This is a genomic window from Bradyrhizobium sp. 14AA (assembly GCF_054185205.1).
Genome location: NZ_JAVAYM010000038.1, coordinates 15,703 through 34,470, shown reverse-complemented (window position 1 = coordinate 34,470; position 18,768 = coordinate 15,703). Strand labels below are relative to the sequence as shown.

The following is an 18,768-nucleotide window of genomic DNA, read 5'->3' as shown; positions in this document are numbered from 1 at the left end:
GCAATTTGTTCCGGATATTGGAACGATGATCCTGCGGACGCGTCTTTGCGAAGCACCGGACATTCTTTCATAAAGCTCCCTTTCCGAAGAGGCTAAACCTTGAAGCTCTTTGTCTGCCAGGCCTGCGGCAACGTCCTCTATTTCGAGAACCGCGCCTGCGAACGCTGCGGCCATCGGGTCGCCTTCCTGCCGGAGAAGGAGACGATGTCGGCGCTCGAGCCCGCTGGCGAGGCTCAAGGTGAGGCCTGGACGTGGACCTGGACTTCGCTCGCCGGCAAGGGCGAGGGGCGCATGCTGTGCCGCAATGCCGAGTACGATTCCTGCAACTGGCTGACGGACTCAGACGACACCACCGGCTATTGCCGCGCCTGCCGCCACAACGGCATCGTGCCGGACCTGTCGGATCCGGCGCAGCTCGCCGGCTGGCGCGAGCTGGAGGTGGCGAAACACCGGCTGTTCTATTCGCTGATCCGCTGGAAGCTGCCGCTCCAGACCCGTCAGGACGATCCCGAGCATGGCCTGATCTTCAACTTCCTCGCCGACGATCCGAACAGCGGGCAGAGGATCATGACCGGCCATGACAACGGCCTGATCACGATCGCGCTCACCGAGGCCGACGACATCGAGCGCGAACGGCGCAGGCTGGAGATGGGCGAGCCCTACCGGACGCTGCTCGGGCATTTCCGCCACGAGGTCGGGCATTATTTCTGGGACGTGCTGGTGCACGATGGCGGCAAGCTCGATGAATTCCGCGCGGTATTCGGCGACGATTCCATCGATTACGGTCAAGCCTTGCAGCGCCACTATGCCGAGGGCGCGCCGGCGGACTGGCAGCAGAACTACGTCTCGGCGTATGCGACCATGCACCCCTGGGAAGACTTCGCCGAGACCTGGGCGCACTATCTCCACATCGTCGATACCCTGGAGATGGCCGCCGAGTTCGGCATGGAGGTGCGACCCAAGGTCGACCGCGACGGGGAGTTGACGGCGCGCATCCGTTTCAACCCCTACGAGGCCAGGGATGTGGAGGCGCTGGTCAGCGCATGGCTGCCCTTCACCTTCGCCATGAACAGCGTCAACCGCGCCATGGGCGTGCGTGACCTCTATCCCTTCATCCTGTCGCCGGCGGTGGTCGCCAAGCTGGGCTTCATTCACGACCTGGTCCGGGGCGTTGCCAGGGACGTGGCCAAGAAGGGGGCCGAGGACACTGCCAAGGCCGGGAAGCCGTAGGGCCACCCGAGGGGGCGGCAGGTCCTTTCGGTCTTGCGCTGGTACGCCAGGAGCGCGGATTTAGACCGTTGCCTCCGGCCTATTTTGATGTACCACGGGACCCACACGGCCCGTCCCATAGGCCCCAACGGCCAGGGAAGGGTCCCGCCCAAGGTCGAGACTCAAGAAAAGCATGTTCAAACGCATTCTGATCGCCAATCGCGGCGAAATCGCCTGCCGGGTCATCAAGACTGCCCGCCGTATGGGAATCCAGACGGTTGCGGTCTATTCCGAGGCCGACCGCGACGCCCTCCATGTCGAGATGGCCGATGAGGCCGTGCTGATCGGCCCGCCCGCCGCGGCCGAGAGCTATCTGGTGATCGAGAAGATCGTCGAGGCCTGCCGCAAGACGGGCGCCGAGGCCGTGCATCCCGGCTACGGCTTCCTGTCCGAGCGCGAGGCGTTTCCGCGCGCGCTGGAGGCCGCGGGCATCGTCTTCATCGGCCCCAACCCCGGCGCGATCGCCGCGATGGGCGACAAGATCGAATCGAAGAAGGCCGCCGCGAAAGCAAAAGTCTCGACCGTGCCCGGCTATCTCGGCGTCATCGAGGACGACAAGCACGCGGTCAGGATCGCCGACGAGATCGGCTATCCCGTGATGATCAAGGCCTCCGCCGGCGGCGGCGGCAAGGGCATGCGCATCGCGCATTCGAAGTCCGAGGTCGCCGAGGGCTTCAACCTCGCCAAGGCCGAGGCCAAGGCCTCGTTCGGCGACGACCGCGTCTTCGTCGAAAAGTTCATCGTCGATCCCCGCCACATCGAGATTCAGGTGCTGGGCGACAAGCACGGCAACGTCATTTATCTCGGCGAGCGCGAATGCTCGATCCAGCGCCGCAACCAGAAGGTCATCGAGGAGGCACCGTCGCCGCTGCTCGACGAGGCCACCCGCCGCAAGATGGGCGAGCAGGCGGTCGCGCTGGCCAAGGCCGTGAACTACGATTCCGCCGGCACCGTCGAATTCGTCGCCGGCCAGGACAAGAGCTTCTACTTCCTGGAGATGAACACGCGTCTCCAGGTCGAGCATCCCGTGACCGAGCTCGTCACCGGCGTCGATCTCGTCGAGCAGATGCTCCGCGTCGCCGCCGGCGAGAAGCTCGCGATCAGCCAGAAGGACGTCGCGCTCACCGGCTGGGCGGTGGAGTCGCGGCTCTACGCCGAAGACCCGTTCCGCAACTTCCTGCCCTCGATCGGGCGACTGGTGAAGTACCGCCCGCCGGCTGAAGTGAGCAAGGACGGCATCACCGTCCGCAACGACACCGGCGTGCAGGAAGGTGGCGAGATCTCGATCCATTACGATCCGATGATCGCCAAGCTAGTCACCCACGCGCCCTCGCGCGCGGCGGCGATCGAAGCGCAGGCGACCGCGCTGGACTCGTTCTATGTCGACGGTATCAGGCACAACATCCCGTTCCTGTCGGCGCTGATGCATCATCCGCGCTGGCGCGAAGGTAATCTCTCGACCGGCTTCATCGCGGAAGAATTTCCCAAGGGCTTTGCGGTGCGCGTGCCGGAAGGCGAGGTCGCGCGGCGGATCGCCGCTGTCGGCGCCGCCATCGACCACGTGCTCGGTGAGCGCAAGCGGCAGATCTCCGGCCAGCTCGGCGGCCGCATCGTGCAGCGCGAGCGCCGCCGCGCGGTCTGGCTCGACCGCCAGGAGATCCAGCTCGAGGTTGGACGCGAGGGCGATGCGATCGCGATCCGCTTCGTCGACGCCGAGGGCAAGGCCGGCAATGCGCATCTGCTGCAGTCGCCGTGGAAGCCGGGCGATCCCGTCTGGCAGGGCACCGTCGACGGCCACTTCGTCGCGGTGCAGGCTCGGCCGGTTCCCAACGGTATCCGCCTCGCGCATCAGGGCGTCGAGGTGCCGGTCTATGTCTGGACCGAGGCGGAAGCGGCCTCGGCGCGGCTGATGCCGGTGACGACGGCCTCCGACACCGGCAAGAAGCTGCTTTGTCCGATGCCCGGGCTCATCGTCTCGATCGCGGTGACCGAGGGGCAGGAGGTCAAGGCCGGCGAAACGCTCGCGGTCGTCGAAGCCATGAAGATGCAGAACGTGCTGCGCGCGGAGCAGGACGGCACCGTGAAGAAGGTCCACGCCAGCGCTGGCGCAACGCTGGCGGTGGACGCGCTGATTTTGGAGTTTGCGTAACGGTGCAACGCTCTCAATGTCGTCCTGGACAAGTGAGCCTTGGCAACGCGTAGCGTTGTCGAGGACGAACGCCGATCCAGGACCCATTACCCCAGGGAGCAGTTGCTGGCGGAGGTCGTAGCCATCACCTTCTGCGACGATGTACAGTCGGGGTAATGGGTCCTGGCTTTCGCCAGGACGACGACGGGATGCATTCGAACTGATCGAGACAGCAGCATGGCCTTTCGTTCCCGCCGCGAGAAACTGCGTTCGATCCTGTCGGGCGGGACTTGCGTCCATCCCGGCTCGGTCTACGACGCGATCTCGATCCGCATTGCCGAGGATCTCGGCTTTCCGCTCGGCATGTTCGGCGGCTCGGTCGCCTCGCTCGCCGTGCTCGGCGACCCTGATGTCACGCTGATCACGCTCACCGAGCTCGCCGAGCAGATGCGGCGGATGTCGCGCGCGGCGGCGCTTCCCGTGCTGGTCGATGCCGATCACGGCTATGGCAATGCGCTCAACGTGAGGCGCACGGTGCAGGAGCTGGAGACCGCGGGCGCCGCGGGCCTCACCATCGAGGACACGCTGCTGCCGGCCGCCTTCGGCGAGGCGAAGACGCAGCTGATCTCGCTGGAAGAGGGCGTCGGCAAGATGAAGGCGGCGCTTGACGGCCGCAGCGATCCCTCGCTCGTCATCATGGGCCGCACGGGAGCCACCTCGATCACCTCGATCGAGGATGCGATCCGCCGCGCCAGGGCGTATGAAGCCACCGGCGTCGATGCGCTGTTCTTCACCGGCATCAAGTCGCGCGCCGAGCTCGAGGCCGTCGCATCGGCGACGCGCCTGCCGATCGTGCTCGGCGGGGCGCCGGAGGAGCTGAGCGCGCCGGACTATCTCGCCACCCAGCGCGTGCGCATCGCGCTCCAGGGCCACGCACCGATCGCGGCCGCGACGCAGGCCGTCCACGACACGCTGAAGGCGCTGCGCGAGGGCACGGCGCCGAAAGCGCTTGGAGGTCTGGCATCGTCGGACCTGACCAGCCGCGTCATGCGCGAGGCCGAGGTCAAGGCGCGCAGCGGCGACTTTCTCGGGCTGAAAAAATGAGCCGCGCGATCCTCCAGGTCATGATCCGAGGGCGTGTGCAGGGCGTCGGCTATCGGGCCTGGGTCGAGTACCAGGCGACGGCGAGCGGTCTCGAAGGCTGGGTCCGCAACCGCCGCGACGGCAGCGTCGAAGCGCTGTTCGCGGGAGCGCCGAAGCACGTCGCCGACATGGTCGCACTGTGCCGCCACGGCCCGCCGTCCTCGCGCGTCGACAGCGTGACGAGCGAGACCGCCACCGCCGACGAGTTGGACCTGCGCAGGGCAGGGGAGGCGTTCTCGGTGTTGCCGACGGTGTGAAGGCCAACTGTCGTTCCGGGCGAGCGGTGCGCTCCCTCACCCCGTTCTTACGGGGCCGCGACGAGCTTCGCTCGCACTGTGAGGGCTGGGGTGAGGGGCCTCTCTCCACATGTGAGATGGCCGCGGGACCTGTACCCCCTCACCCGGAATCCGCGCTTTGCGCGTATTCCGACCTCCCCCGCAAGCGGGGAGAGGTGAGGAGCCGATCCTCACCTTGGCAGCTTCGAAATCGCCTCGCTCAGCTCGTGGATCTCGTAGGGCTTGCGCAGGATCGGGAAATCGCCGCGCACGCCGGCGGCAACGTCGCTGTAGCCGGTGGCGAGCAGGATCGGCAGGCCGGGGCGGATCTGGCGCAGGTGATGGGCAAGGCTGAGCCCGTCCATCTTGCCGGGCATGACGATGTCCGAGAACACGAAGTCGACGCCGTTCTTCTCGATCTCGCGCAATGCGGCCTCGGCGTCGGCGACCCGGCGGACGCGGTAGCCGAGCTGCTCCAGAAGGCCGATGCTGACGATCGCAACGTCGGGATTGTCCTCGACCAGCAGCACCGTGCCGCTGCCGCGGAACGACGGTTCTCCGGTCGCCTCGCGCGATGGTGTGTCTGCCGCGCGCGGCAGGAGGATGGTGAACGTCGTTGCCTTGCCGAGCTCGCTCGCGACCCTCACGGTGCCGCCGGCCTGATGGGCGAAGCCATGCACCTGGGAGAGGCCGAGGCCGGTGCCCTTGCCGATCGGCTTGGTCGTGAAGAACGGTTCGAAGACCTTGTCGAGAACGTCGCTGGGAATGCCGAGCCCGGTGTCCGTGACATCGATCGCGACGAAGTCGCCGGCCAGAGGCGGCTCGTCGAGCACCGTGTTGCGAGCGGCGATCGTCACCGTGCCGCCGTCGGGCATTGCATCGCGGGCGTTGATGACGAGGTTGAGCAGCGCGGTCTCAAGCTCGGAGACGTCGGTGCTAACAGGCCAGACGTTACGGCTGATATCGAAGACAAGGCGTACGGAACTGCCGACGCCGGCATCGAGCACGTCGCGGATCGCCGCGATGCGTTGGGCGAAATCGATCGCCTGCGGATTGACGCTCTGCCGCCGCGCGAAGGTGAGGAGCTGGTTGGTCAGCGCCGCGCCGCGTCTCGTGGCGGTCTCGATGGCCGAGATCGCGCGCTGGAGCTTGGCCTCGTCGTCGGCTCCCCGCTTCAGCATGTGGAGGCTGCCGCTGATGATCATCAGCAGGTTGTTGAAATCGTGGGCGACCCCGCCGGTGAGCTGGCCGAGCGCATCGAACTTCTGGGACTCGGCGAGCTGCTTCTGCATCGCCTCGAGCTTGATCTGCGTATTGCGACGTTCTGTGATGTCGCGCGTGATCTTGGCAAAGCCGACCAGCTCGCCGTCCTCGTAGATCGGATCGATCACGACGCTGGCCCAGAAGAAGGTGCCGTCTTTGCGGACGCGCCAGCCTTCCTCCTCGTAGCGGCCCTTTTCCCGCGCGATGCCGAGCGCCCGGGCGGGCCTGCCATTGGCGCGGTCCGCCTCGGTGTAGAAGCGCGAAAAATGCCGGCCGAGGATTTCCTCGGGCGAATAGCCCTTGATGCGCTCGCCGCCGATGTTCCAGCTGGTGATGATCCCGGTGGGATCGAGCATGTAGAGGGCGTAATCCGCAACCCCCTCAACCAACAGCCGGAAACTGCGCTCGCTCTCGAACAAGTCTCTCTGTTGACTCAACTTTCCGACCATTCCGAGGGCCCTGATGAACCCGGGCAAACGTCGCAGCCGGCGGATTGTTCCCGCTGTATGGGACATTTTTAGGCAAATGTCGCCGGCCGGTATGCAGGTTAAATCGGCTTGACGGGGTGCCGGTTTTGTCAGATATTTCTGTTATGACAGAAATAACCGGAAAGAAGAAACTCCCCGCCGCCATCGAGCGCTTCATCCTGCATTGGGGCGACATGGGGGACGGGTGGGGCGTCAACCGCTCGGTGAGCCAGATCCACGGACTGCTGTATCTGGCCGAGGCGCCGATGACGGCCGAGGACATCGCCGACACGCTCGGCATGGCGCGCTCCAACGTCTCCAACTCGCTGAAGGAGCTGCTCGCCTGGAACCTGATCCGGCGGGTGCCGATCCTCGGCGACCGCCGCGACCATTACGAGGCCGAGACCGACATCTGGGAAGTCGCAGCCAGGATCGCGGCGCGGCGCAAGGAGCGGGAGCTCGATCCGGCAATCACGGCGCTCAGGGCCTGCGTGTCCGATGCCGCCGAGGATCCGACCATCAATCCGGTCGCGAGCAAACGGCTCAAGGAGATGCTCGCCTTCACCGAGCTCGCCGACCACTGGTTCATGCAGATGCTGAAGGTGCCGCGGCCGCGGCTGGTCGCCTTGATGCGGCTTGGCGAAAAGATCGCCAACCTGCTGCCGCTGGGCAAGGCCAAATAGCGTTGAGGAGGGTACGATGACGTCGGCTCGAATATCTGGCTCCCACGCATCGACCTCCGCTCACGTCAAGCTGCTCGACGACCGCCGCTTCCGCACGTTGCTGTCGGACGAGGATTGGGGCCGCCTGCCGCTGGCGACCTGGCGGCGCTTTTCGAAGCGCGTCGCCGACGGCGACAGCGTCGTCTATGTCGGTGTCGTCGAGGAGGTCGGCTTCAGCGACCTCGGCTGGTGGTTCGCGCAAGCCGCGCGTCTGATCGGCGGGCCGCTGCCGACCGGCCGCGACACCGGCGTGCCCATGATCGTGACCGTCACCGAGGACGGCGCGACCGGCGGCCAGACCTGGACCCGCATCTGCGCACGCAAGCGCGGCTTTCCGCAAGTGATCCATTCCGCAAAGCGTTTTGCGGGGCCGACCGGGCTCGAAGAGTATGTCGGTTTCGGCGTCTCGATGGCCCTGCGTATCGCGGTCGAAGGCGAGATGCTGACGTTCCGCAGTGCCGGCTATGGCCTGCAACTCGGACGCTTGTGGATCCCGCTGCCGCAATGGCTGACGCCCGGCGATCTCACGGTGACGCACAGCGACCTCGGCGAGGGCGCCTTCCGCTTCACCCTCGATGTCATTCATCCGCGTTACGGCGCGCTGATCCACCAGTCCGCCGTCTTCAGGGAGGCCGTGTCATGACGCCGCTATTGTGGACGCTCATCGCTATCCAGATCGTGATGGGCGTGTTCGACACCTTCTATCACCACGAATTCACCGAGCGCCTGGCCTGGCGTCCGTCGCAGCGTTTCGAATTGAAGCTGCACGGCATCCGCAACATGCTCTACGCGCTGCTGTTCCTGCTGCTCGGCTGGCTCGAGGTCTACGGCGTGCTGGCGCTGTTGGTCGTCGCGGTGCTGGTCGCCGAGATCGTCATCACGCTGATGGATTTCGTCGAGGAAGATCTGAGCCGAAAACTGCCGCCGAGCGAGCGGATCAATCATACGCTGCTCGCGATCAACTACGGCGCCATCCTGGTGTTGCTGCTGCCGGTCCTGATCGATTGGGCGATGCAGTCCTTTGGCGTGACGGTCGTATATCAGGGCCTGCTCAGCATCGCCGCGACCGCCTGCGCGGTCGGGGCGGCGCTCTGCGGCATCAGGGATTTTGCGGCGATGCGCCGGCTCGGCCGCATGCGAAGCGTTCCGGCGGCCGGACTCGTCGAAAAGCTCCCCGGCCGCAAGACCGTGCTGATATCAGGCGCCACCGGCTTCATCGGCAGCCGCCTCGCGGCGAGCCTCGGCGGGGCAGGGCACCACGTCATCGCGCTGATCCGCAACCCCGCCAAGGCCGAGATGTTGCCGCCGCCGGTGACGCTGATCACCAGCCTCGATCAGCTTGCCGCGGACACCCCAATCGACGCCATCGTCAATCTCGCCGGCGAGCCGATCGGCAACGGCCTGTGGACCGAGGCGAAGCGCGCCAAGATCATCGGCTCGCGCGTCGAGATGACGGAAGACGTCGTGAAGCTGATCGCGCGGCTCGCACGCAAGCCCGAGGTGCTCGTCAGCGGCTCCGCGATCGGCTGGTACGGGCTGTGGGCCGACCAGGTGTTGACGGAGTCGGCGAAGTCGCACGCCTGCTTCAGCCACGAGCTGTGCGCAGCCTGGGAGAAGGCGGCGCGGCCGGCGGAGGAACTTGGTGTGCGCGTGATCAATTTGCGCATCGGCCTCGTGCTGGGCACGGAGGGCGGCTTCATCACGCGCATGCTGACGCCGTTCGAATTCGGCCTCGGCGGTCCCATCGGCACCGGGCGGCAGTGGATGTCCTGGATTGAGCGCGACGATTTGATCCGGCTGATCGCCTATGTGATGGCGACACCCGATCTCGCAGGTCCCGTCAACGCCACCGCGCCGATCCCGGTCACCAACGCAAAGTTCACCGAAGAGCTCGGCCGCCGCCTGCATCGCCCCGCGGTGTTCCGCATTCCCGGCGGCCTCCTGCGCCGGATCGGCGGTGGCTTTGCCGACGAACTCCTGCTCGGCGGTCAGCGCGTGCTGCCGAACAAGGCGCTGAGCCGCGGTTTTGTATTTCGGCACGAGACGCTGCGCAGCGCATTCGAGGCGATCTTGTGAGGTGATGTCATGTCCTGCGAGACTTGCTTTCGAGCGACGCGAGGCTGGTTGGGCGGATGTCTGACGGCTACCGCTGTTATCGAGCTGTTTCTCCTGCTCGTCCTGGCACTGCCGCGCGTCGACCGTTTTGCTGTGCCGTCCGTGGCCGATTTCGGTGTGGCGATCCTGATTGGCGTGCCGGCTGTGCTGGTGTTCGTTTGCGTGCTTAGCGGCATTCCGTCAGCGGTTGCAATATGGCTCAGCGAACGGTTCTGCATCCGGTCACTGCTCTTCTTCGTCTTTGCCGGTGGGTTGGCCGGAGCCGTGAGCCAGACCGTGCTGTTCGGAAGGGTCGACAGATTGAGCTGGCTCTTTGTCGTGGCGGGGTGCCTGGCCGGACTGGTCTATTGGCAAATCGCGGGACGATACGCGGGCGAGGAGCGTCGGCGAACCCTGGACTAGCTTGCCGCCACGCTCCGAAACGTCGCCGCGACCGCGCGCAGCGCTGCGAGCTTGGCGGGATCGCTGACCTTCGAATGCAGCATCACCTTCGAGCTGCCCAGCTTCGGCAGCTTGTGCGCAGGCCCGATGTCGACCAAGCCGGGAGGCGCGATCCGCCGTGCGAGCGGCGCAATCGCGAGTCCGGCAAGCGCGGCTGCCACCACCGCGGTGACGCCGCCGCCGACAAAGCGCTCGCGCCAGGCGATGCCGGCCTTGTCGAGCGCGCGCACGGCGACGGCGCGGACGCCGCAGGGCGGGGCGAGTGTTGCAAGCGGCAGCGGCTCGCCCTTCGGCAGGGTGAAGCGTCGTGCGGCGAACCAGCCGAACTCGTCCTCGGTCAGCTTCTCGCCGCCGCGGCGGCTGCCTTCCTGGCGCACGATCACCGCATCGAGTTCGCCCGCGTCGTAAGCATCCTGCATCTCGCGCGAGAATCCGATGGTGACGGCGAGCGTCAGGTTCGCCGACATCGCGTGCAGCCGTTCGAGCAGCGGCACCAGCTCGGGGCCGGCGGCGTGATCGGAGATGCCGAGCGAAAGCGATTGCGCGGCCGGGGCCTTGCCCGACAGCGCGCGGTCATGTGCCGCCATCAGCGCGCGGGCGCGATCGAGGAAGCTGGCGCCGTCGGCGGTGAGCCGGACCGCGCGCGGTGAGCGTTCGACGAGACGTTTGCCGAGCAGCGTCTCCAGCCGCTGCAGCTTGAGACTGACCGCCGCCTGCGTCGTGCCCAGCGCCTCGGCAGCACGCGTAAAACTCTGGAGGTCGGCGACCAGCAGGAAGGCCTGGACGGTGGCGATGTCGAGTGTCGCGGTCATTATGAATGGTTATCACTGGTATCAACAGAGATAAGATACCAAAATGGCAGGGGAAGGTCTAGCTTCTCACCAACGCCGCGCAAACAGCGCGACATCTTGAGGAGAACGACAATGCCCTTGATCACCGTGTCCTACACTTCGTCCCGCCAGTCGCCCTCGCTGAAGGCCGACATCGCAAATTCCGTGTCAGAGCTCACCGCAAAAATCCTGCACAAGGATCCCAAGGTGACCGCCATCATCGTCAAGTCCGTGGACGCGGATGACTGGTTCGCCGGCGGCAGGTCGCTCGCCGAGCAAAAGCTCGCCAGCTACTGGATCGACATCCATGTCAGCGAAGGCACCAACACCAAGGACGAGAAGGCGGCCTATCTCGCCGCGATGTTCAAGCGCATGGCCGAGATTTTGGGCCCGCTGCATCCGGAGACCTATTTGCATGTCGACGAGGTCAAGGGTGACGCCTACGGCTTTGGCGGCCTGACCCAGGAGCGGCGATACATCGCCGGCAAGCTCGAGGTTGCGCTGAAGGCGGCATGACGTTGCAAGCCGCGGGTGAACAATCTCACCCGCGGCCTGAAGCCATCAGCTCGCCGCGCGGAACTGCACTTCGGCGTTGTTGATGAAGCACGTCTTGTCGAACAGCTGCAGGTCCAGCGGGTTCGGCAAGCGGACATCGCTGAGGTCGGGGCAGGGTTTGACTGTGGGATTGTAGGATCGGTCGATCTGCGAGATGAAGACGACGATCAGCCCCTTGTCACGCGCGAATGATTTCAGCGCGCGCACCTGAACGGTGAGGTCGGGGTTTTCACGTCTCTGGTCGAGCAGCTGCAGGTAGTCGATTACGACGATGGTGCCGGGGGGAGCCGTGGCCATCTGCTTCACGACGTAATCGGCGCTGATGACGTCGGAGCAGCCCTCGAACAGCTTGTCGAACTGCGCCGGCTCCACGCCGATCGCGCGGAGGCGGTCCAACACATCTCGCTCGGTATATTCCAGCGAGAAGAACGCAGCGCGATGGCCCGACTTCATGGCTTCGACGGCAAGTTCGAGGCTCATCAGCGTCTTGCCCTGGCCGGGGCGCGCCCCGACCAGCACCAAATCGCCCGGCCGAAATTGCGGGAACAGCTTGTTGGCGGGCGTCAGCGCAGCGGCTTTCGCCGCGAGCATGCTCCAGGCGGAAAAACCTTCCGTCGTGGCGATGCGATCAAGCGCGTCGTGGAGCGGAATGCCTTGCTCGCGCGACAGGCGCTTTGCCTTTCGCTTCAGATGATAGATCGGGGCAGAAAGCTTCATCGTCAAACCTCCCGTTGCGAGCAGAAAGCGCAATCCCTCCTTATGCCTGGCGCTCGAACAGTCGGTCCGATGATCGATCGCCCGGCATGATCTGTACTTTCCCGGCGGAGGGGGAGGCGTGGGCGGCACCTGAAACAAGCATAGCCGATTCCGCCGCGGGCGGAGAACACGCGCGGCGGGGCTCGAACAGAAAAAGTATTAGACGGCCGCTTCCGGCAGCAGCGCGCGGGTCGGGCCAAACAATTCTTCGAACGCCTGCCGGAGCGCGACATCGACGTCGGCCATGGACACGAGCTGGCCGAGATCGACCAGCGAGGTCACGCCGTAGCGGGGATCTGCGACGCCGCAGGGCACGATGCCGGAGAAATGCGATAGCTCCGGCTCGACATTGATGGCGATGCCGTGAAACGACACCCAGCGCTTCAAGCGCACGCCAATCGCTGCGATCTTGTCCTCGTGCTCGGGCCCCTTGTCGGGCCGTTTCACCCAGACCCCGACGCGGTCCTCGCGCCGCTCGCCGCGGACGTTGAAGGCGGCGAGCGTCTTCAGGATCAGTTCCTCCAGGCTCGCGACATAGGCCCGGACATCCGGCCGGCGGCGCTTGAGGTCGAGCATGATGTAGGCCACCCGCTGGCCCGGACCGTGATAGGTGAGCTGCCCGCCGCGTCCGGTGGCAAAGGTCGGGAATCGGGCATCGAGCAGGTCGCTTTCCTTGCCCGAGGTGCCAGAGGTGTAGAGCGGGGGGTGTTCGAGCAGCCAGACCAGCTCCGGGGCCTCGCCTGCCGCAATCGCTGCGACCCGCGCCTCCATGGCAGCCACCGCGTCCGGATAGGGCACGGGGGCATCCGAAATCCGCCACTCGACAGGCTCGCCGCCGGCGGCGGAAAACGACGTCAAATCGAGCTCTTGACGTTGGTTTTGGCGGGGGTTTTGAGATGAATTAACCATTGGCTAACCATAACGTGGTGATGATTGCAGGCGCAAATGCCAAGTCACTAATGCGAAGTCCCTGATGCCAAGTCCTTTGGCGTGAGTCCCAAGTTGCGGCGGTCCTGACAGTGCCCACTCTCGATAAAGTCACCGTGGATCTCATGGTCGTCCTCGGCACGACCACCATGCCGATCCATCAAGTATTACGTCTTTCCCGCGGCGCCATCATCGAGCTGGACGCAACCGAGGCCGACGAGGTCAAGGTTTTGGCCAATAATCTGCCGGTTGCCTCCGGCGTCGTGCTGGTCGACCGCAACCGGATCGCGGTCGAGGTCAAGCAGATGCTGCCGCGCACGCCGGGGACCCGGTAGGGCGGGGGGCGGACCGGACCCCCGATAGCGGCCGATTCGGGGGAACGGCCGGAACTTTCTGCAAAGCTTGTGGAATTCAGGGCCTTTGCAGGCTTGTACCCCTCTGATGGATTTGTTAGATCGGCGCCGTTGATCCGGCCGGCCCTTCAAGCCTCAAGCCGGCATCCCCAAAGCGCTCGTGGCGGAATTGGTAGACGCGCTGCCTTGAGGTGGCAGTGAGTAAAATCGTGGGGGTTCGAGTCCCTCCGAGCGCACCATCTCTTCAAGACACATTTGAAATTAAAGGGGCTTTTGCCCCGAATGATCCCACTTTGGGTCGTGGAGGCCGTGGGCGGCTTCATCCGGGACGCTGGCAAAACAACCTCGCCCCGAAAGGCATTGCCATGCTCTCACCTCGTCGACGCCGACAGAAGGCCGTGGAGGGACGGAGGGTCTGGTCGCACTTGCGGTTGATGGCGATGCCGAACTGAGCACCGAGCAGCTGACTGATCACTGCGGCATGAACAGCAGCCAGGCGCCCCCGGCCACAGATGCAATGCCGGCCGCACGCGCGATCCACCGTCCGACCGGCGTAACTTTCTCCAGAAGGACAAGCAGCGCCAGAAGCGCAATCCAGAGCACGTTCATCACCCCGCCCACGAACAGGAGCGCCATCAAGACCCAGCAGCAGCCGACGCAATAGCCTCCGTGCCGAAATCCCAGCAGCAGGCAGCCTCGCAGGTCGGCGCGAAAGCCTCCGTGGCGCAACAGGAACAGAAACGGAGACTGGCATTGCGCCAGACAGACGTCCTTGAGCGGCGTCCATTGATAGACGCCCGCCGCGATCAGCACGATGGCGCCGAGCAGGTTGCCGGCGATCGTCATCCGGGAATCCAGCAGGGCTGCCCGCTCGATCACCCATTGGAGAAAGGTAGCGGCCAGCGAAAAGCCGCTCCAGGCGAGGAGATAACCGGTGGCAAACCAGCCGGTCGCGGCGAACGGCTTGTTCTGCGCTTTCCCTTGTCTGCCTACGCGGGCGTACATGAGGATCATGGGCGCTGCCGAGGGGGCCATCATTCCCACCATCATCACCGCCCACATCAGGAACACGTACGCGAACTCGATCGCTCGCCATGGCTCGTTGGCCGGCAGCATGATTCCGATTCCGGCCGGGATCATGCGGAGCCCGGTCATGTCCATGCCGCCCATGTCCATGTCGTTGGCGAGCCAGAGCACATAGCTCCAAGCCAGCGCGACGATGATGCCGATCGCGCCGCCGACAAGCCAGCGATCGCGCCGCAGCACGGTTTCAAGGGGGCTGTCGATCATTTGCGATTGACGTTGCCGGCCTTGCCGCGGGGCCGGTATCGGGAAGTCGCATCAAGCCTGGTTCGACCAGCGGATCGGCGCATAAAGGCCGTTCTTGCCGGAATTATCCCAGCGCATGCCATGATCGCTGAACGTATTGCCGGAAGCGCCGACCGCCAACACCATGCCGTCGGGGCTGACCGGATGGCCGATGTTCGCCCACATTTCCCCGCTCGGGTGCATGGTCGGCAACGGATCGACCGACATGTGCAGAATGCCCGGGATTTCCGCGGACCGCGTCTTGCCTTCGATCCGGAATGCGATCGGGACCTTGCGCACCCCAAGGTTCTTGCTGATCAGCGGCGTGAACGCGGCCATCGGACCGCCGGCGGCGCCGGTGAAGATCGCAGCGAGAGCCTCAGTCTGCTCATCGTTGGCGCGCTCATCGATATAGGCGGCCACCGACCAATCCCCGTCTGCCATGACTCCAGGTGCGTGGAGGACGACCAGGACATTCAGTCCATCGAGCGCGAGGTCGCCATAGCGGCCACTCTCGACGTGGAAAATCAGCGGCACGTTGCAGAAGCCCTCGGTCGGTCGCGAGGTCAATGGGGCGGCCGCCGACACGAGGCAGGGACACACGATGCTGCAACTGCAATTCTCGAAATAGTCACCGGACAGGTGCCATGAGACGTCCGCCATTGCGCTTCTCCCGCTAGGCCGAACCCGACAGATTGCTTTCGATTGAGCGACGTGAACTTGAAAATTATGCCGCGCGGGGAGGTATCGCAAGCCATTTCCACGATCGAACGACGCCGGCGGCTCCGTCATCGCAGGAACTTTCGCCGGCTTCATGTGACCGCGAACCGACCGCGCTGAACGCGGGCTCATGCGGGCGGCTATCGCATGGCCGCGGAACCAAAGCCTTTGCGTCCGCATTCAGTCGCACAGTTCGCAAAACTTCCGCGGTCGTGACGGTGGAGGACGATGAGGGACAGCACCTCGGACATTGCCGACATCAGGGATGCCGTTCACCTCTGCATCGACATGCAGAACATCTTCGCCCCCGGCGGTCTCTGGGCAACACCCTGGATGGAACGGGTCTTGCCGACGATTGCCTCGATCGTTTCGAAGCATCGGGCCAGAACCATCTTCACGCGCTTCATCACGCCGGAAGATCCGGAAGATCGTCCCGGACAATGGCAGAGCTACTTTCATCGCTGGCGCAAGGCGACGCGCAAACATCTTCCGCCATCCGCTCTCGAACTCGTGCCGCCTTTGGGCCGGTTCGTTCCGCCGGCTGCAATCATCGACAAGCCGGCCTATTCCGCATTCAGCAATCCCGGCCTCGCGAGCCTGCTGGCGGACAAGAACGTCGGCACGGTCGTGATGTCAGGGGCCGAGACTGATGTCTGCGTCCTGTCCACGGTGCTGAGCGCGATCGATCTCGGCTTCAGGGTCGTCATCGTCGAGGACGCGATGTGCAGCTCGTCCGACGTCGGGCACGATGCGCTCATGACGATGTACCGCACCCGCTTTCACGGTCAGGTCGATCTGGTGACCGCGGAAGAACTTGCGGAGTTTTGGCGGGAGTAGGACCGCGCGGACGTCGCGCCGAACAGGATGCTGGCCGGGTAGCATCGCAAGGCCGGGCACGGCGAAGTCGTGGGCTGCCTTTATTGCAATTTCCGCGGAGCAGGCCGCCAATTCGTCGGAGCAGAGACAAACGAGCACGCCGATTCACATAGCCTAATGCGCAGTGTCTCCGATGCGGCCAAACTGTGTCGGCTGGAAACAAGAGGGGGCTGTGATGGCGATGGATCGCATCGAACAGGCCTTTGTCGCAACCGCAATCACGGGGTTTCTCGTGATGACGGCTGCAATCGTCTGGATGATGGTGAGCTGACGCGGAAAGGCCTGCTGTCTTGCGCGTCGCGCTACCTTATGCCGCTGTCGTCCTGTGCCTGGCGGTGACCGTCTGGCTCGCCTTCGCGCATCTGTTCTGATCCTGGGCGCGGCGTCCCTCCGCAAGTCAGCGGTTGTTTCCGGATGTCTGGCCGTTCCGGCGTGCCTTCGCGCGGCGTTCCTGCTCCAGCTTCTCGCGCAGGCGCTGCGTGCGCACCAGGTGATCGCTCCTGCGCAGCAGCGTCATGGCCTCGCGAACCAGCGCGTGCGAATGGTTCAGGAGTTGCTTATCGACGGCGGTGTTGGGTGTGTAGATCATCGAATATCACTCTCGTTTCGCAAGACGCGGTGGAGGTGACGCGCCGCGTTGCGCATCAGACCGTTGACCGCCGACGAGATTCGCCAGGTTCTGCGCCATGGCCACGACATCAATCGGCTTTTCCCAGAGCTGCACGTCCTGGAATTCGGCCTCGATGCTGATCCTGTCATACCCCGTCGTGAACACGAAGGGCACGTGGCGCGCCCGGAGCTCCTTGGCGATCGGAAAGATCGTCGCGGCGCGGATGTTCACGTCGAGCACCGCGGCATCGAGAACGCCGCCATTGTGCAGCATCTCGATCGCATCCTCAATGTGACCGACGGGCCCGGCGATCTCCGCGCCGAGGGTGCGCAGCGCCTTGCCGATGTCATCGGCGAGAAAATATTCGTCCTCGACCACGAGGATCCGGCGACCGGTCAGCGGCGCGCGCTGACGAGACGACGTGGGCGACATGGACATGATTCCTCCAGCAAGCCCTTGGAATGGATAGGAACATAAGGCCGGGGGCCGCCTTGGTGCAAACGATGCAATCGGAAACGGGTTCCATGAGCAACCGCGACATCATCGTCATCGGGGGTTCGGCCGGAGCCACCCAACCCCTGAAGCAGCTCTTGGGCGGTCTGCCTGCAGACCTGCCGGCCGCCGTCTTCATCGTCCTGCACATCCCCGCACAGGGAATCGGCATCCTCTCGACCGTCGCCAGCAGTGCCGGCCCGCTTCCGGTCCGGCAGGCCGAAAACGGCATGAAGATCGAGCCGGGCCAGGTGTATCTGGCCCCGCCGGACCACCATCTGCTGCTGGCGGCGGACCGCATTTTGCTCGGCCGCGGCCCGCGCGAGAACATGGTCCGCCCCGCGATCGACGCCTTGTTCCGCTCCGCGGCCCTTTCTCATGGGCCGCGCGTGATTGGCGTGCTCCTGAGCGGCCTGTTGTCCGACGGGGCGGCCGGCCTGAATGCCATCAAGTGCTGTGGCGGGATGGCCGTGGTCCAGGATCCCCAGGACGCCATTTCCGCCGAGATGCCGCGGCGCGCCATGGAGGCGACCACCGTCGATCTCTGCGTTTCCGGCGCCACCATGGGCGACCTCTTGTCCGAACTCGTCAGGGAGCAGGCCGGAGCTGTGTTGCCGATCCCGCCCGAGATCAGGCTCGAGGTCGAGATTGCGGCTGGCGACCGCATCGGAAGCGATAAGCTCGTCTCGATGGCCGATCCGGTCGCGCTGACCTGTCCGGCCTGCGGCGGCGTCATGTCCGAGGTCAAGGAATCGCGTCCCATGCGGTTCCGCTGTCAGGTCGGACATGCCTATACGGTCGATGCGCTCGCCAAGGAGCAGGAGGGGCGGGTGGACGAAGCGCTGCGGGTTGCACTGCGCATCATCGAGGAGCGGGCCGAATTGGTGCAGCGCATGGCCTCGGACGGCCGGCGCAGCGGCCGGCCTGCCGTCGCCGAGATGTACGAGGCGCGTGCGGTCGAATATCGGGAATATGCCGACATGATCCGGCGCGTGGTGCTACAATCACTCGACCCTCCGCTACGCAAGCGGGAGGCTTGAAGGCTCAGCCATGGCCGTCTCCCTTGCCGAACGCACCGCGCAGCTCAAGGCCGAGCAGCGCCTCCTGGTGAAGGCCGACCAGGACATCGATGAGGGCTGGCAGCGCATCCGCAACCAGGAAGACCGGGTGCGTGAGCTCATGGCCGGCGGTCACGACACGCGCCAGGCCGAACGGCTGGTTGGTCTGCTCAAGGAGACCCTGGTGGAATGGGAGCGCCACCGCGTCCTGATCGAGCAGCGGGTCGAGTATCTCCGGCACGAGGTCGCGCTGGGATAGCGGGGGGGGGGGGGACGGCCGGCCTCCTGAACGTTGCGCTCAGCTCGAACATCGCATCGAGCTGCCGCTCCACGTAGCGCCGCCAGCGGTCGTTCTCGGCAAGCAGGCGGCGGGCGTCCGCGGTAGCGCGCTCGGCGCGCCTCTGATCAGAGCGGCGAGTTCCTCGGAGATTGGCATAGCGGTTCCTCCGCTGCCGGCGGA

21 protein-coding genes and 1 tRNA gene are annotated in these 18,768 nt (G+C 65.1%); 14 read left to right on the top strand and 8 right to left on the bottom strand.

Annotated elements, in window-relative coordinates:
• Positions 1 to 99: 99 nt before the first annotated feature.
• The 4 genes from RAD15_RS39985 to RAD15_RS39970 all read left to right on the top strand — a co-directional run bounded on the left by RAD15_RS39985 (position 100) and on the right by RAD15_RS39970 (position 4,797).
• The gene (locus RAD15_RS39985) at positions 100 to 1,230 is read left to right on the top strand and encodes a zinc-binding metallopeptidase family protein (RefSeq protein WP_458184196.1); all 1,131 of its coding nucleotides are present in this window, start codon (positions 100 to 102) and stop codon (positions 1,228 to 1,230) included.
• 172 nt (positions 1,231 to 1,402) lie between these two features.
• Positions 1,403 to 3,418: an acetyl-CoA carboxylase biotin carboxylase subunit gene (locus RAD15_RS39980; RefSeq protein WP_458184195.1), complete on the top strand. Its 2,016-nt coding sequence runs from the start codon at positions 1,403 to 1,405 to the stop codon at positions 3,416 to 3,418.
• A 216-nt stretch (positions 3,419 to 3,634) separates the two neighbouring features.
• On the top strand, positions 3,635 to 4,501 hold the full coding sequence (locus RAD15_RS39975; RefSeq protein ID WP_458184194.1) for an isocitrate lyase/PEP mutase family protein: 867 nt from the start codon (positions 3,635 to 3,637) through the stop codon (positions 4,499 to 4,501).
• Positions 4,498 to 4,797: an acylphosphatase gene (locus RAD15_RS39970; RefSeq protein ID WP_458184193.1), complete on the top strand. Its 300-nt coding sequence runs from the start codon at positions 4,498 to 4,500 to the stop codon at positions 4,795 to 4,797. The genes RAD15_RS39975 and RAD15_RS39970 overlap by 4 nt, the downstream gene beginning before the upstream one ends.
• A 209-nt stretch (positions 4,798 to 5,006) precedes the next feature.
• On the opposite strand, the gene RAD15_RS39965 is transcribed toward RAD15_RS39970, so the two are convergent.
• Positions 5,007 to 6,527: an ATP-binding protein gene (locus RAD15_RS39965; RefSeq protein WP_458184192.1), complete on the bottom strand. Its 1,521-nt coding sequence runs from the start codon at positions 6,525 to 6,527 to the stop codon at positions 5,007 to 5,009.
• 143 nt (positions 6,528 to 6,670) lie between these two features.
• On the opposite strand from RAD15_RS39965, the gene RAD15_RS39960 reads away from it, so the two are divergent.
• From RAD15_RS39960 to RAD15_RS39945, 4 genes are read left to right on the top strand one after another with little or no spacing between them, the layout of a single operon-like run.
• A complete protein-coding gene (locus tag RAD15_RS39960; protein WP_458184191.1) occupies positions 6,671 to 7,228 on the top strand; it encodes a GbsR/MarR family transcriptional regulator in 558 nt (185 codons plus the stop codon).
• Between the two features lie 16 nt (positions 7,229 to 7,244).
• Positions 7,245 to 7,910, top strand: a complete 666-nt coding sequence (locus RAD15_RS39955; RefSeq protein ID WP_458184190.1) for a DUF4166 domain-containing protein — start codon at positions 7,245 to 7,247, stop codon at positions 7,908 to 7,910.
• Positions 7,907 to 9,343: a TIGR01777 family oxidoreductase gene (locus tag RAD15_RS39950; RefSeq protein ID WP_458184189.1), complete on the top strand. Its 1,437-nt coding sequence runs from the start codon at positions 7,907 to 7,909 to the stop codon at positions 9,341 to 9,343. Before RAD15_RS39955 ends, RAD15_RS39950 begins: the two co-directional genes overlap by 4 nt.
• Positions 9,344 to 9,391: 48 nt before the next feature.
• Positions 9,392 to 9,784: a hypothetical protein gene (locus tag RAD15_RS39945; protein ID WP_458184188.1), complete on the top strand. Its 393-nt coding sequence runs from the start codon at positions 9,392 to 9,394 to the stop codon at positions 9,782 to 9,784.
• Here RAD15_RS39945 and RAD15_RS39940 read toward each other — a convergent pair.
• Positions 9,781 to 10,635: a LysR family transcriptional regulator gene (locus tag RAD15_RS39940; protein WP_458184187.1), complete on the bottom strand. Its 855-nt coding sequence runs from the start codon at positions 10,633 to 10,635 to the stop codon at positions 9,781 to 9,783. The genes RAD15_RS39945 and RAD15_RS39940 overlap by 4 nt on opposite strands.
• Before the next feature lie 111 nt (positions 10,636 to 10,746).
• On the opposite strand from RAD15_RS39940, the gene RAD15_RS39935 reads away from it, so the two are divergent.
• Complete coding sequence (locus RAD15_RS39935; RefSeq protein ID WP_458184186.1) at positions 10,747 to 11,169, top strand: tautomerase family protein; 423 nt, start codon at positions 10,747 to 10,749, stop codon at positions 11,167 to 11,169.
• 45 nt (positions 11,170 to 11,214) lie between these two features.
• On the opposite strand, the gene RAD15_RS39930 is transcribed toward RAD15_RS39935, so the two are convergent.
• Both RAD15_RS39930 and lipB read right to left on the bottom strand, forming a co-directional pair.
• Positions 11,215 to 11,925, bottom strand: a complete 711-nt coding sequence (locus tag RAD15_RS39930) for a DNA helicase (RefSeq protein ID WP_458184185.1) — start codon at positions 11,923 to 11,925, stop codon at positions 11,215 to 11,217.
• A gap of 198 nt (positions 11,926 to 12,123) precedes the next feature.
• On the bottom strand, positions 12,124 to 12,873 hold the full coding sequence (lipB, locus tag RAD15_RS39925) for a lipoyl(octanoyl) transferase LipB (protein WP_458184184.1): 750 nt from the start codon (positions 12,871 to 12,873) through the stop codon (positions 12,124 to 12,126).
• Positions 12,874 to 12,983: 110 nt separating this feature from the next.
• On the opposite strand from lipB, the gene RAD15_RS39920 reads away from it, so the two are divergent.
• Positions 12,984 to 13,226 carry a FliM/FliN family flagellar motor switch protein gene (locus RAD15_RS39920; RefSeq protein WP_011088012.1) on the top strand — a complete coding sequence of 81 codons (243 nt, stop codon included), beginning with the start codon at positions 12,984 to 12,986 and terminating at the stop codon, positions 13,224 to 13,226.
• A 172-nt stretch (positions 13,227 to 13,398) separates the two neighbouring features.
• A tRNA-Leu gene (locus tag RAD15_RS39915) sits at positions 13,399 to 13,483 on the top strand.
• Positions 13,484 to 13,715: 232 nt separating this feature from the next.
• Here the strand turns inward: RAD15_RS39915 and RAD15_RS39910 are convergent.
• Positions 13,716 to 14,534: a DUF2182 domain-containing protein gene (locus RAD15_RS39910; RefSeq protein WP_458184183.1), complete on the bottom strand. Its 819-nt coding sequence runs from the start codon at positions 14,532 to 14,534 to the stop codon at positions 13,716 to 13,718.
• A 51-nt stretch (positions 14,535 to 14,585) separates the two neighbouring features.
• Positions 14,586 to 15,215, bottom strand: coding sequence for a DUF1326 domain-containing protein (locus RAD15_RS39905; RefSeq protein WP_458184182.1), 630 nt, complete (start codon positions 15,213 to 15,215; stop codon positions 14,586 to 14,588).
• 285 nt (positions 15,216 to 15,500) lie between these two features.
• Here RAD15_RS39905 and RAD15_RS39900 point away from each other — a divergent pair, with 285 nt between their 5' ends.
• On the top strand, positions 15,501 to 16,109 hold the full coding sequence (locus RAD15_RS39900) for a cysteine hydrolase family protein (protein ID WP_458184181.1): 609 nt from the start codon (positions 15,501 to 15,503) through the stop codon (positions 16,107 to 16,109).
• A 436-nt stretch (positions 16,110 to 16,545) separates the two neighbouring features.
• On the opposite strand, the gene RAD15_RS39895 is transcribed toward RAD15_RS39900, so the two are convergent.
• Positions 16,546 to 16,737, bottom strand: a complete 192-nt coding sequence (locus tag RAD15_RS39895; protein WP_458184180.1) for a hypothetical protein — start codon at positions 16,735 to 16,737, stop codon at positions 16,546 to 16,548.
• A 6-nt stretch (positions 16,738 to 16,743) separates the two neighbouring features.
• Complete coding sequence (locus tag RAD15_RS39890; RefSeq protein ID WP_458184179.1) at positions 16,744 to 17,196, bottom strand: response regulator; 453 nt, start codon at positions 17,194 to 17,196, stop codon at positions 16,744 to 16,746.
• An 86-nt stretch (positions 17,197 to 17,282) separates the two neighbouring features.
• On the opposite strand from RAD15_RS39890, the gene RAD15_RS39885 reads away from it, so the two are divergent.
• Together RAD15_RS39885 and RAD15_RS39880 are read left to right on the top strand one after the other, a co-directional pair.
• The gene (locus RAD15_RS39885; RefSeq protein ID WP_458184178.1) at positions 17,283 to 18,290 is read left to right on the top strand and encodes a chemotaxis protein CheB; all 1,008 of its coding nucleotides are present in this window, start codon (positions 17,283 to 17,285) and stop codon (positions 18,288 to 18,290) included.
• 10 nt (positions 18,291 to 18,300) lie between these two features.
• Positions 18,301 to 18,567, top strand: a complete 267-nt coding sequence (locus tag RAD15_RS39880) for a hypothetical protein (protein WP_458184177.1) — start codon at positions 18,301 to 18,303, stop codon at positions 18,565 to 18,567.
• The last annotated feature ends 201 nt before the right edge of the window (positions 18,568 to 18,768 follow it).

What these genes read in the sequence shown, in the direction of transcription:
- RAD15_RS39880 (WP_458184177.1), top strand. Translation starts at nt 18,301, where the DNA reads ATGGCCGTCTCCCTTGCCGAACGCACCGCGCAGCTCAAGGCCGAGCAG.
- RAD15_RS39910 (WP_458184183.1), bottom strand. Translation starts at nt 14,534, where the DNA reads ATGATCGACAGCCCCCTTGAAACCGTGCTGCGGCGCGATCGCTGGCTT.
- RAD15_RS39930 (WP_458184185.1), bottom strand. Translation starts at nt 11,925, where the DNA reads ATGAAGCTTTCTGCCCCGATCTATCATCTGAAGCGAAAGGCAAAGCGC.
- RAD15_RS39960 (WP_458184191.1), top strand. Translation starts at nt 6,671, where the DNA reads ATGACAGAAATAACCGGAAAGAAGAAACTCCCCGCCGCCATCGAGCGC.
- RAD15_RS39975 (WP_458184194.1), top strand. Translation starts at nt 3,635, where the DNA reads ATGGCCTTTCGTTCCCGCCGCGAGAAACTGCGTTCGATCCTGTCGGGC.
- lipB (WP_458184184.1), bottom strand. Translation starts at nt 12,873, where the DNA reads ATGGTTAATTCATCTCAAAACCCCCGCCAAAACCAACGTCAAGAGCTC.
- RAD15_RS39900 (WP_458184181.1), top strand. Translation starts at nt 15,501, where the DNA reads ATGAGGGACAGCACCTCGGACATTGCCGACATCAGGGATGCCGTTCAC.
- RAD15_RS39895 (WP_458184180.1), bottom strand. Translation starts at nt 16,737, where the DNA reads ATGATCTACACACCCAACACCGCCGTCGATAAGCAACTCCTGAACCAT.
- RAD15_RS39890 (WP_458184179.1), bottom strand. Translation starts at nt 17,196, where the DNA reads ATGTCCATGTCGCCCACGTCGTCTCGTCAGCGCGCGCCGCTGACCGGT.
- RAD15_RS39970 (WP_458184193.1), top strand. Translation starts at nt 4,498, where the DNA reads ATGAGCCGCGCGATCCTCCAGGTCATGATCCGAGGGCGTGTGCAGGGC.
- RAD15_RS39905 (WP_458184182.1), bottom strand. Translation starts at nt 15,215, where the DNA reads ATGGCGGACGTCTCATGGCACCTGTCCGGTGACTATTTCGAGAATTGC.
- RAD15_RS39940 (WP_458184187.1), bottom strand. Translation starts at nt 10,635, where the DNA reads ATGACCGCGACACTCGACATCGCCACCGTCCAGGCCTTCCTGCTGGTC.
- RAD15_RS39980 (WP_458184195.1), top strand. Translation starts at nt 1,403, where the DNA reads ATGTTCAAACGCATTCTGATCGCCAATCGCGGCGAAATCGCCTGCCGG.
- RAD15_RS39885 (WP_458184178.1), top strand. Translation starts at nt 17,283, where the DNA reads ATGAGCAACCGCGACATCATCGTCATCGGGGGTTCGGCCGGAGCCACC.
- RAD15_RS39935 (WP_458184186.1), top strand. Translation starts at nt 10,747, where the DNA reads ATGCCCTTGATCACCGTGTCCTACACTTCGTCCCGCCAGTCGCCCTCG.
- RAD15_RS39955 (WP_458184190.1), top strand. Translation starts at nt 7,245, where the DNA reads ATGACGTCGGCTCGAATATCTGGCTCCCACGCATCGACCTCCGCTCAC.
- RAD15_RS39965 (WP_458184192.1), bottom strand. Translation starts at nt 6,527, where the DNA reads ATGGTCGGAAAGTTGAGTCAACAGAGAGACTTGTTCGAGAGCGAGCGC.
- RAD15_RS39950 (WP_458184189.1), top strand. Translation starts at nt 7,907, where the DNA reads ATGACGCCGCTATTGTGGACGCTCATCGCTATCCAGATCGTGATGGGC.